This window comes from Streptomyces venezuelae (assembly GCF_008642335.1).
In the GTDB taxonomy this organism is placed as follows: Bacteria; Actinomycetota; Actinomycetes; order Streptomycetales; family Streptomycetaceae; genus Streptomyces; species Streptomyces venezuelae_F.
On the sequence record NZ_CP029191.1, the window covers coordinates 1,072,622 to 1,084,490 of the forward strand.

Annotated in this window: 6 protein-coding genes and 3 rRNA genes; 1 reads left to right on the forward strand and 8 read right to left on the reverse strand. The window is 62.7% G+C overall.

What is annotated here, in order from left to right:
• Positions 1-14: 14 nt before the first annotated feature.
• The 8 genes from DEJ49_RS04690 to DEJ49_RS04725 all read right to left on the reverse strand — a co-directional run bounded on the left by DEJ49_RS04690 (position 15) and on the right by DEJ49_RS04725 (position 10,723).
• The gene (locus DEJ49_RS04690) at positions 15-857 is read right to left on the reverse strand and encodes a DUF881 domain-containing protein (RefSeq protein ID WP_150182661.1); all 843 of its coding nucleotides are present in this window, start codon (positions 855-857) and stop codon (positions 15-17) included.
• Positions 858-862: 5 nt separating this feature from the next.
• Positions 863-1,195 carry a small basic family protein gene (locus DEJ49_RS04695; protein ID WP_003988855.1) on the reverse strand — a complete coding sequence of 111 codons (333 nt, stop codon included), beginning with the start codon at positions 1,193-1,195 and terminating at the stop codon, positions 863-865.
• The gene (locus DEJ49_RS04700; protein WP_150182662.1) at positions 1,192-2,091 is read right to left on the reverse strand and encodes a DUF881 domain-containing protein; all 900 of its coding nucleotides are present in this window, start codon (positions 2,089-2,091) and stop codon (positions 1,192-1,194) included. The genes DEJ49_RS04695 and DEJ49_RS04700 overlap by 4 nt, the downstream gene beginning before the upstream one ends.
• Positions 2,092-2,179: 88 nt before the next feature.
• On the reverse strand, positions 2,180-4,675 hold the full coding sequence (locus DEJ49_RS04705; protein ID WP_150182664.1) for a mannose-1-phosphate guanyltransferase: 2,496 nt from the start codon (positions 4,673-4,675) through the stop codon (positions 2,180-2,182).
• Positions 4,676-4,792: 117 nt separating this feature from the next.
• The gene (locus tag DEJ49_RS04710) at positions 4,793-5,401 is read right to left on the reverse strand and encodes a CDP-alcohol phosphatidyltransferase family protein (RefSeq protein WP_150182665.1); all 609 of its coding nucleotides are present in this window, start codon (positions 5,399-5,401) and stop codon (positions 4,793-4,795) included.
• Positions 5,402-5,562: 161 nt separating this feature from the next.
• Positions 5,563-5,679, reverse strand: a 5S ribosomal RNA gene (rrf, locus tag DEJ49_RS04715).
• Between the two features lie 87 nt (positions 5,680-5,766).
• Positions 5,767-8,888: ribosomal RNA gene (locus DEJ49_RS04720) — 23S ribosomal RNA — on the reverse strand.
• A 309-nt stretch (positions 8,889-9,197) separates the two neighbouring features.
• Positions 9,198-10,723, reverse strand: a 16S ribosomal RNA gene (locus DEJ49_RS04725).
• The 16S, 23S and 5S rRNA genes sit together here, the layout of an rRNA operon.
• Positions 10,724-11,389: 666 nt before the next feature.
• Here DEJ49_RS04725 and DEJ49_RS04735 point away from each other — a divergent pair.
• On the forward strand, positions 11,390-11,839 hold the full coding sequence (locus DEJ49_RS04735) for a PTS glucose transporter subunit IIA (protein WP_150182667.1): 450 nt from the start codon (positions 11,390-11,392) through the stop codon (positions 11,837-11,839).
• Positions 11,840-11,869: the final 30 nt, after the last annotated feature.

Below are 11,869 nucleotides of genomic sequence, written 5' to 3' on the forward strand. Positions count from 1 at the left end.
CATGCGTCCGCCCGTCACTGGGAGGACGACCGAGCGTAGTCAGGCCGCTTCGCAGGTCGCAAGGCGTCCACAACGATCTTCTCCGAGCGTTCCACGGTGACCGTGGCCTGCTCCTTCTCCAGAGTCTGCACCACGCCTCCCGGGATGTTCAGCGCAGGTTCCAGATCCTGCGGCTTGCCGATCACCTTGAAGAGGTACGGCTCACCGACCTTGCGGCCGTCCACACGGACACCACCGCCTCCGGCGTCCGACAGATACGTGTCGGCGACGACGCGCACGTCGTTGATCTGGATGGCCTCCGCACCCGCGGCGCGCAGCTGCTGAATGGCGTCGAGCAGCATGTCCGCCTCGATCGCCCCCTTCGTGTCCTCGATGGTCAGCTGGATACCGGGCCCCTGGGCCGCCACCGTGCCTGCCAGGATGCCCAGTTGCCGTTCCCGCTCGACCGTCTGCTTGCGGGCCTCTTCTGCCTGGTCCGAGCTGTTCTCCAACCCGGTCCGCTGCTCTTCGAGGCGCCGCTTCTCCTCTTCCAGACGCTCAGTTCGGTCATCCAGTTCATCGAGGATGCGTACGAGATCTTCTTGCCGTGCGCCGCGGAGCGCACTGCTGTCGTTGTTGGACCGCACCTGGATCGCCAGGCCGAGGCCGAGCACGAACAGCAGCAGGGCGACGATGAGTTGGGGCCGGGTCACGCGGGGCGGCCACAGGCCCTGTGCCAGCCTCTGACGGCCGGTGAGCTGCGGTGGTTCCTGCGGCTCGGGCGCGGCCGTCTCGGGCGCGGGTGTGCCCGGCGCATGGGGGACCTCCGCGGGGAGTTCCTTGCGCCTGTTGTAGTCGGGGCTCTCGTCGGCACTCATCGGCGTCACGCCCTGAAGACGTGCCGGCGGATCGCCGCGGCGTTGGAGAAGATCCGGATGCCGAGGACGACCACCACACCGGTGGAGAGCTGGGCGCCTACGCCCAGCTTGTCGCCCAGGAACACGATGAGCGCGGCCACCACCACGTTCGACAGGAACGACACCACGAACACCTTGTCGTCGAAGATGCCGTCGAGCATGGCCCGCAGCCCTCCGAACACGGCGTCGAGAGCCGCGACCACGGCGATCGGCAGGTACGGCTCGACCACCGCCGGAACCTCGGGCCGAACCAACAATCCGGCCACGACTCCCACGACGAGGCCCAGTACGGCGATCACGATGTGCCCTTTCCTGCCTTCGGCTCTGCTGTTCGTACGGTCACGCTCGGCGCTGCCGGGAGCCGGAGCTCGTCCGACACGGAGATGCTGGTCCGGATGCCGAAGTTCTCCTGCAGAGCATGCAGGTACTGACCGTCGGGGCTGTTCTGGAACCGGGTGCTCAAGCGTTTCCCGTCCCCCACCGCGAGCACCGTATACGGCGGCACCAGCGGCCGGTTGTCGACCAGTATCGCGTCACCCGCGGCCCTGATCGCCGACAGCGCGGTCAGACGCTGGTCGTTGATGGAAATCGCTTCGGCGCCGGACTGCCACAGGCCGTTGACGACACGCTGCATGTCCCGGTCACGTACACGTCCCGTGTCGGAGAACCCGTTGCTCTCGCGCGGGCCGCCGCCGCCCTGTTCGGCCTGCTTCTTGTCGTCCACGACGAGCTTCACGCCGGGTCCGTGGACTTCCGTGGCGCCGGAGAGGAGCCCCACCAACTCGCCCTGGCTGCCGCCGTGCTTCTTCAGCGCGGCTTCCTGCCGCTCTCCGACGTCGTCACGGAGTTTGTCCACGTCGTCCTCGAGTGCGTCGGCGCCCGCCGTCGCCTCTTCGACGCGGTCGATGAGCTCCTCGCGCTCCTTGGCCACTACAGGTGCCTCTATGCGCGCCTGCGCGGCGCCCACGGTGACCACGAGCGCGGCCAGCACCAGACCGGCCGCGAGCCCGAGTTTGGCCCGCAGCGGGCGCGGGACACCACTGTCCCCTCTGGCCTTCTTCCGGGCCGCCGCCTCCGCGTAACCCTCGTCCAGACTGTGGTCCATGACGGTGGTGAGCAGCGACATGGAGGCGTCCGGGCGCCGGGGGCGCGAGGAGGTGCTCCGAACGGGGGGCTGCTGCGGCATGCCGCACATCGTCGCACGTCGCGGGCGTTACCTCCGAATGGCCCCACCGGCGCGCCGGGCAGCACCTGTTGCGGCTGCCGCCCGGCGCCCGGGAAGGTCAGCGACCTGCGCTGTCCACCACCGTGGACCACTCGTCGAGCAGCGCCTGCGCGGACGCGTCGTCGGGCCCCTCGGCCCACAGATGCGTGACCGCCTCGGCCGGGTCGGGCAGCACGAGCACCCAACGCCCGTCGGCCTCCACGACCCGCACACCGTCGGTGGTGTCCACGGACCGGTCGCCGGCGGCCTCGACCACACGCCGCATCACGAGCCCCTTGACCGCCCACGGCGTCGCGAGATCACGCTTCAGCACATGCGCCCGCGGGATCCGCGCGTCGATCTGACTCAGTGTGAGCTGCGTCCGCGCGACGAGACCGACAAGCCGTACGAATGCGGCGGTTCCGTCGAAGACACCGCTGAACTCGGGCACGATGAACCCGCCGCGCCCGTCACCGCCGAAGATGGTCGAGTCACCCCGCCCGACCCTCGTCAGGTCGTCGGGCGACGTCGTCGTCCAGTCCACCTGCGTGCCGTGGTACGCGGCGACCTGCTCGGCGATACGCGTCGTGGTCACCGGCAGCGCCACCCGCCCGCTGCGCCGCTCGGCGGCCACCAGGTCGAGCATGACCAGGAGCGCCCGGTCGTCCTCGACGATCCGTCCCTTCTCGTCCACGAGCGAGAGACGCTCGCCCACGGGGTCGAACCGCACGCCGAAGGCGGCCCGCGCGGACGCCACGATCTCCCCGAGCCGTACGAGCCCGGACCTGCGGGCGTCCGCCGTCTCGGTGGGCCGCGACTCGTCGAGCCCCGGGTTGATCGTCAGCGCGTCCACCCCGAGCTTTCCGAGCAGGCTCGGCAGTACGAGTCCGGCGCTTCCGTTGGACGCGTCGACGACGACCTTCAGCCCCGAATCGGCGACGCCGGTCGTGTCCACGTTCCGCAGCAGCGACCCTGTGTACGAGTCGAAGACGCTGGACGGGAAGTGCAGGTCACCGATCTCACCCGGGAAGGCCCGCCGGTACTCCTGGCGCGCGTAGACCCGGTCGAGCTTGCGCTGGCTCCCCTGCGAGAGGTCGGCGCCGTTCCCGTCGAAGAACATGATGTCGACGGAGTCCGGCACACCGGGCGTCGTCCGGATCATGATTCCGCCGGCGCTGCCCCGGGCCGTCTGCTGCCGCGCGACCGGCAGCGGCACGTTCTCCAGGTCCCGTACGTCGATGGCGCTGGCCTGCAGCGCCGAGATCACCGCACGCTTCAGCGCACGCGCACCACGCGAGTGGTCACGCGCGGTGGTGACGGTGGAGCCCTTCTTCAGGGTCGTCGCGTACGCCCCCGCGAGCCGCACGGCGAGCTCGGGCGTGATCTCCACGTTCAGGATTCCGGAGACGCCACGCGCCCCGAACAGATGGGCCTGACCGCGGGACTCCCAGATGACCGAGGTGTTGACGAACGCGCCGGCCTCGATCGTCTTGAACGGGTACACCCTGACGTTGCCCTGGACGATCGATTCTTCACCGACCAGGCACTCGTCACCGATGACCGCGCCGTCCTCGATTCTGGCGGCGCGCATGATGTCGGTGTTCTTGCCGACGACACAGCCGCGGAGGTTGCTGTGCGGGCCGATGTAGACGTTGTCGTGCACGACGGCCTTGTGCAGGAACGCGCCGCTCTTCACGACGACGTTCGAGCCGACGACGGTGTGCTCACGGATCTCGGCGTCCGCTTCGATCTTGGCGTAGTCACCGACGTACAGCGGACCACGCAGCACGGCGTCGGGGTGCACCTCGGCTCCCTCGGCCACCCATACGCCGGGTGAGATCTCGAAGCCGTCGAGTTCGACGTCGACCTTGCCCTCGAGCACGTCGGCCTGTGCCTTGACGTAGCTCTCGTGCGTGCCGACGTCCTCCCAGTAGCCCTCGGCGACGTAGCCGTAGACCGGCTTGCCCTCCTTCATGAGCTGCGGGAAGACGTCCCCGGACCAGTCGACCGGCACGTCGGGGTCGACGTAGTCGAATACCTCGGGTTCCATCACGTAGATGCCCGTGTTCACCGTGTCGGAGAAGACCTGCCCCCAGGTCGGCTTCTCCAGGAAGCGCTCTACCTTGCCTTCTTCGTCGACGATGGTGATGCCGAATTCCAGCGGGTTGGGTACGCGCGTGAGACAGACGGTGACAAGCGCGCCCTTTTCCTTGTGGAAGGAAATGAGCTCGCTGAGGTCGAAGTCGGTGAGCGCGTCACCCGAGATCACGAGGAAGGCGTCGTCCTTCAGCGCTTCCTCGGCGTTCTTCACACTGCCCGCGGTGCCGAGCGGTTTTTCCTCGTTGGCATAGGTGAGCTCCATTCCCAGCTCTTCGCCGTCGCCGAAGTAGTTCTTGACGAGCGACGCCAAGAACTGCACTGTCACTACGGTCTCGGTGAGCCCATGCCTCTTCAGCAGGCGCAGCACGTGCTCCATGATCGGCCGGTTGGCCACGGGAAGGAGCGGCTTGGGCATGCTCGAGGTCATGGGGCGAAGGCGGGTGCCCTCACCGCCGGCCATCACGACGGCCTTCATGTCGGAAACGTCCTCCTCATTAGAGACGAACCAGCCGACAGAGCTCACCGGGATGGGCTTGCCATCATTGCTCGGATGAGAGCCTTCGAGCCTCTACGACCGCCCATAACGGCGAGCTCAATCGGCTGGCTTGTCCACCTTGACAAGTCGGCGGACCTGGACCACATACAGGATCCCTGCCCACCAGTACAGACTTGTACCCCAACCTGCGAACGCCCATCCGAAAATAGCAGCGAGTGTGGCAAGCGGACCGCTTCCATCACTGAGGAGCAGTAGTGGAAAGGCGTACATCAGGTTGAAGGTGGCGGCCTTGCCCAGGAAGTTCACCTGCGGCGGCGGATAGCCGTGGCGCCTGAGGATCCCGACCATCACCAGCAGGACCAGCTCGCGCAGCAGCAGTGCCGCGGTCAGCCAGAGCGGGAGAATCTCCCGCCAGGTGAGTCCGACCAGGGTGGAGAGGATATAGAGCCGGTCGGCGGCGGGGTCGAGGAGGCGGCCCAGGTTGCTGATCTGGTTCCAGCGACGTGCGAGCTTGCCGTCGAGGTAGTCACTGACTCCGCTCAGCGCCAGGACCAGCAGCGCCCATCCGTCGCTGTTGGGTCCCCCGAACTCAGGCCTGAGGATCAGCCACAGGAAGAGGGGTACGCCGGCGAGGCGCGCCATGCTGAGGATGTTCGGGATGGTGAGGACACGGTCCGTCTGGACACGCGTCTCCTGGACCTCCACCCGGGGGCCTCCTGTGGTGAAAAGAGCCAATGATGCCTCCTGACCTTACCCTCAGCGGCACTGCGGGGGTGCAGAGGGGTGCGAGGGGCGTCCGGAAAACAAAAAAGCCGTGGCCCCTGGAATCGAAAGAATCGATTCCAGGGGCCACAGCTATAAGAAAAGTTCGGCGGCGTCCTACTCTCCCACAGGGTCCCCCCTGCAGTACCATCGGCGCTGTGAGGCTTAGCTTCCGGGTTCGGAATGTAACCGGGCGTTTCCCTCACGCTATGACCACCGAAACACTATGAAACTGTCAACCGCACCATGCGTGACCTTGCATGGGGTTGTTCGTGGTTTCAGAACCAACACAGTGGACGCGAGCAACTGAGGACAAGCCCTCGGCCTATTAGTACCAGTCACCTCCACCCGTTACCGGGCTTCCAGATCTGGCCTATCAACCCAGTCGTCTACTGGGAGCCTTAACCCCTCAAAGGGGGTGGGAATACTCATCTCGAAGCAGGCTTCCCGCTTAGATGCTTTCAGCGGTTATCCTTTCCGAACGTAGCCAACCAGCCATGCCCTTGGCAGGACAACTGGCACACCAGAGGTTCGTCCGTCCCGGTCCTCTCGTACTAGGGACAGCCCTTCTCAATATTCCTACGCGCACAGAGGATAGGGACCGAACTGTCTCACGACGTTCTAAACCCAGCTCGCGTACCGCTTTAATGGGCGAACAGCCCAACCCTTGGGACCGACTCCAGCCCCAGGATGCGACGAGCCGACATCGAGGTGCCAAACCATCCCGTCGATATGGACTCTTGGGGAAGATCAGCCTGTTATCCCCGGGGTACCTTTTATCCGTTGAGCGACGGCGCTTCCACAAGCCACCGCCGGATCACTAGTCCCGACTTTCGTCCCTGCTCGACCCGTCGGTCTCACAGTCAAGCTCCCTTGTGCACTTACACTCAACACCTGATTACCAACCAGGCTGAGGGAACCTTTGGGCGCCTCCGTTACCCTTTGGGAGGCAACCGCCCCAGTTAAACTACCCATCAGACACTGTCCCTGATCCGGATCACGGACCGAGGTTAGACATCCAGCACGACCAGAGTGGTATTTCAACGTCGACTCCACGAACACTGGCGTGCCCGCTTCACAGTCTCCCACCTATCCTACACAAGCCGAACCGAACACCAATATCAAACTGTAGTAAAGGTCCCGGGGTCTTTCCGTCCTTCTGCGCGAAACGAGCATCTTTACTCGTAGTGCAATTTCACCGGGCCTATGGTTGAGACAGTCGAGAAGTCGTTACGCCATTCGTGCAGGTCGGAACTTACCCGACAAGGAATTTCGCTACCTTAGGATGGTTATAGTTACCACCGCCGTTTACTGGCGCTTAAGTTCTCAGCTTCGCACGCCCGAAAGCGCACTAACCGGTCCCCTTAACGTTCCAGCACCGGGCAGGCGTCAGTCCGTATACATCGCCTTACGGCTTCGCACGGACCTGTGTTTTTAGTAAACAGTCGCTTCTCGCTGGTCTCTGCGGCCACCCCCAGCTCAGAGTGCAAGACTCATCACCAGGAATGGCCCCCCTTCTCCCGAAGTTACGGGGGCATTTTGCCGAGTTCCTTAACCATAGTTCACCCGAACGCCTCGGTATTCTCTACCTGACCACCTGAGTCGGTTTAGGGTACGGGCCGCCATGAAACTCGCTAGAGGCTTTTCTCGACAGCATAGGATCATCCACTTCACCACAATCGGCTCGGCATCAGGTCTCAGGCACAAGCTGTCCGGATTTACCTAGACAGCGCCCTACACCCTTACCCCGGGACAACCACCGCCCGGGCTGGACTACCTTCCTGCGTCACCCCATCACTCACCTACTACAAGTCTGGTCCGTCGGCTCCACCACTCCCCTTTGCCCGAAGGCTCCGGGGCGGCTTCACGGACTTAGCATCGCCTGATTCGATGTTTGACGCTTCACAGCGGGTACCGGAATATCAACCGGTTATCCATCGACTACGCCTGTCGGCCTCGCCTTAGGTCCCGACTTACCCTGGGCAGATCAGCTTGACCCAGGAACCCTTAGTCAATCGGCGCACACGTTTCTCACGTATGTATCGCTACTCATGCCTGCATTCTCACTCGTGAACCGTCCACCACTGCCTTCCGGCGCAGCTTCACCCGGCACACGACGCTCCCCTACCCATCCCAGCACCCGTTGGGGCTTATTGCTGGAATGACACGACTTCGGCGGTACGCTTGAGCCCCGCTACATTGTCGGCGCGGAATCACTAGACCAGTGAGCTATTACGCACTCTTTCAAGGGTGGCTGCTTCTAAGCCAACCTCCTGGTTGTCTCTGCGACTCCACATCCTTTCCCACTTAGCGTACGCTTAGGGGCCTTAGTCGATGCTCTGGGCTGTTTCCCTCTCGACCATGGAGCTTATCCCCCACAGTCTCACTGCCGCGCTCTCACTTACCGGCATTCGGAGTTTGGCTAAGGTCAGTAACCCGGTAGGGCCCATCGCCTATCCAGTGCTCTACCTCCGGCAAGAAACACACGACGCTGCACCTAAATGCATTTCGGGGAGAACCAGCTATCACGGAGTTTGATTGGCCTTTCACCCCTAACCACAGGTCATCCCCCAGGTTTTCAACCCTGGTGGGTTCGGTCCTCCACGACCTCTTACAGCCGCTTCAACCTGCCCATGGCTAGATCACTCCGCTTCGGGTCTTGAGCGCGCTACTGAATCGCCCTGTTCGGACTCGCTTTCGCTACGGCTTCCCCACACGGGTTAACCTCGCAACACACCGCAAACTCGCAGGCTCATTCTTCAAAAGGCACGCAGTCACGAGGATGGAGCAAGCTCCATCCCGACGCTCCCACGGCTTGTAGGCACACGGTTTCAGGTACTATTTCACTCCGCTCCCGCGGTACTTTTCACCATTCCCTCACGGTACTATCCGCTATCGGTCACCAGGGAATATTTAGGCTTAACGGGTGGTCCCGCCAGATTCACACGGGATTTCTCGGGCCCCGTGCTACTTGGGTGTCTCTCAAACGAGCCGCTGACGTTTCGACTACGGGGGTCTTACCCTCTACGCCGGACCTTTCGCATGTCCTTCGTCTACATCAACGGTTTCTGACTCGTCTCACAGCCGGCAGACTGTGAAAGAGAGATCCCACAACCCCGTATGCGCAACCCCTGCCGGGTCTCACACGCATACGGTTTGGCCTCATCCGGTTTCGCTCGCCACTACTCCCGGAATCACGGTTGTTTTCTCTTCCTGCGGGTACTGAGATGTTTCACTTCCCCGCGTTCCCTCCACACTGCCTATGTGTTCAGCAGCGGGTGACAGCCCATGACGACTGCCGGGTTTCCCCATTCGGAAACCCCCGGATCAAAGCCTGGTTGACGACTCCCCGGGGACTATCGTGGCCTCCCACGTCCTTCATCGGTTCCTGGTGCCAAGGCATCCACCGTGCGCCCTTAAAAACTTGGCCACAGATGCTCGCGTCCACTGTGCAGTTCTCAAACAACGACCAACCACCCATCACCCCGGACCAGTAGCCCGAGTGCACTGGGGTCGGCATTGAGGTCGGGAACAAGCCCGTACCCTCAGATACCCAACAGCGTGCCCGGCCGGACCCTGTCCGGAGATCGTGCTTTCCACACTCTTGCGAGCAGTACTTGCAGCCTCCGGCCCAGATTCAGGCCGAGTAGTCAACGTTCCACCCATGAGCAACCACCGTCGAACGTGTGCCGACGTAGTGGCCTCTGGACTGCCGTAGCAGCCTAGAAGTGCTCCTTAGAAAGGAGGTGATCCAGCCGCACCTTCCGGTACGGCTACCTTGTTACGACTTCGTCCCAATCGCCAGTCCCACCTTCGACAGCTCCCTCCCACAAGGGGTTGGGCCACCGGCTTCGGGTGTTACCGACTTTCGTGACGTGACGGGCGGTGTGTACAAGGCCCGGGAACGTATTCACCGCAGCAATGCTGATCTGCGATTACTAGCAACTCCAACTTCATGGGGTCGAGTTGCAGACCCCAATCCGAACTGAGACCGACTTTTTGAGATTCGCTCCACCTCACGGTATCGCAGCTCATTGTATCGGCCATTGTAGCACGTGTGCAGCCCAAGACATAAGGGGCATGATGACTTGACGTCGTCCCCACCTTCCTCCGAGTTGACCCCGGCGGTCTCCTGTGAGTCCCCATCACCCCGAAGGGCATGCTGGCAACACAGAACAAGGGTTGCGCTCGTTGCGGGACTTAACCCAACATCTCACGACACGAGCTGACGACAGCCATGCACCACCTGTACACCGACCACAAGGGGGCGACCATCTCTGGCCGTTTCCGGTGTATGTCAAGCCTTGGTAAGGTTCTTCGCGTTGCGTCGAATTAAGCCACATGCTCCGCTGCTTGTGCGGGCCCCCGTCAATTCCTTTGAGTTTTAGCCTTGCGGCCGTACTCCCCAGGCGGGGAACTTAATGCGTTAGCTGCGGCACCGACGACGTGGAATGTCGCCAACACCTAGTTCCCACCGTTTACGGCGTGGACTACCAGGGTATCTAATCCTGTTCGCTCCCCACGCTTTCGCTCCTCAGCGTCAGTAATGGCCCAGAGATCCGCCTTCGCCACCGGTGTTCCTCCTGATATCTGCGCATTTCACCGCTACACCAGGAATTCCGATCTCCCCTACCACACTCTAGCTAGCCCGTATCGACTGCAGACTCGGGGTTAAGCCCCGAGCTTTCACAATCGACGTGACAAGCCGCCTACGAGCTCTTTACGCCCAATAATTCCGGACAACGCTTGCGCCCTACGTATTACCGCGGCTGCTGGCACGTAGTTAGCCGGCGCTTCTTCTGCAGGTACCGTCACTTTCGCTTCTTCCCTGCTGAAAGAGGTTTACAACCCGAAGGCCGTCATCCCTCACGCGGCGTCGCTGCATCAGGCTTTCGCCCATTGTGCAATATTCCCCACTGCTGCCTCCCGTAGGAGTCTGGGCCGTGTCTCAGTCCCAGTGTGGCCGGTCGCCCTCTCAGGCCGGCTACCCGTCGTCGCCTTGGTGAGCTTCTACCTCACCAACAAGCTGATAGGCCGCGGGCTCATCCTTCACCGCCGGAGCTTTCAACCCTCTCCCATGCGAGAGACGGTGTTATCCGGTATTAGACCCCGTTTCCAGGGCTTGTCCCAGAGTGAAGGGCAGATTGCCCACGTGTTACTCACCCGTTCGCCACTAATCCCCACCGAAGTGGTTCATCGTTCGACTTGCATGTGTTAAGCACGCCGCCAGCGTTCGTCCTGAGCCAGGATCAAACTCTCCGTGAATGTGTACCGGTAATCCGGTGACACAGCACGAGAGCGGAACGGTCGGGAGGAATAATCCCGTCCGTTCACAGCGTCCTCGCTGTGTTTTTTCAAAGGAACCTCCAACTCACCGAAGTGAGCCGGGGTTATCAACATATCTGGCGTTGACTTTTGGCACGCTGTTGAGTTCTCAAGGAACGGACGCTTCCTTTGTACTCACCCTCTCGGGCTTTCCTCCGGGCGCTTCCCTTCGGTGTTTCTTTTGTTCTTGCGTTTCCGACTCTATCAGACTCTTTCGTGTCCGATTTCCTCGGTGCCTTTCCGGTTCTCGCTCCGGCCTTTCGGCTTTCGCGTTTCCCTTTCCGGCGGCTCCGACTTTATCAGGTCTCATTCGACTCTCTGACCACGGTCACCGCAGACATGCGGAACCGGACCCAGGGATAGGATCTGATGTGAAGGATGCCGCCGGGACCGGACGCTTGCTTGCGTCCCACAGCCCCAGGCAGGAGTACGACTGTACATCGGGCTCCGGGCGGGCGCAAATCGCTTGTGCACTGCCTCTACTCCCGCCAACCGGGACCACTCGTGCGGAACCGGGACTTCTTATGACTTACGCTTCTGAACAGTGCGTCGTCCAGGACAGGTAGTGACGGCGGCTATGAATCTCCACCCCCTGGGAGGCTTGCCATGACCAGTGTTTCGTCCCCGCTCGCAGGACGTGCCATTGGGCTCTCTGCTGTACCGGATCCCGTGTTCTCAGGCGCCATGGTCGGGCCCGGCACGGCTATCGATCCCGCGCGTGAGCCCTCCGAGGCCGTCTCTCCCGTGGACGGCATCGTCGTCTCGCTTCACCCCCACGCCTTCGTGGTGGTCGACGACCAGGGTCACGGCGTGCTGACGCACCTCGGTATCGACACCGTCCAGCTCAACGGCGAGGGCTTCGAGCTTCTCGTCAACAAGGGCGACACCGTGCAGCGCGGCCAGGCCGTGGTGCGCTGGGACCCGTCGGCCGTCGAGGCCGCCGGCAAGTCCCCGGTGTGCCCGATCGTGGCCCTCGAGGCCACCGCCGAGTCCCTCTCCGACCTCGTCGAGGACGGCGAAGTGAAGGCCGGCGACGCTCTCTTCAGCTGGAAGTGACGTCAACGCCGTCGCTGACGGCACGCAGGA

What these genes read in the sequence shown, in the direction of transcription:
- DEJ49_RS04690 (WP_150182661.1), bottom strand. Translation starts at nt 857, where the DNA reads ATGAGTGCCGACGAGAGCCCCGACTACAACAGGCGCAAGGAACTCCCC.
- DEJ49_RS04700 (WP_150182662.1), bottom strand. Translation starts at nt 2,091, where the DNA reads ATGTGCGGCATGCCGCAGCAGCCCCCCGTTCGGAGCACCTCCTCGCGC.
- DEJ49_RS04705 (WP_150182664.1), bottom strand. Translation starts at nt 4,675, where the DNA reads ATGAAGGCCGTCGTGATGGCCGGCGGTGAGGGCACCCGCCTTCGCCCC.
- DEJ49_RS04735 (WP_150182667.1), top strand. Translation starts at nt 11,390, where the DNA reads ATGACCAGTGTTTCGTCCCCGCTCGCAGGACGTGCCATTGGGCTCTCT.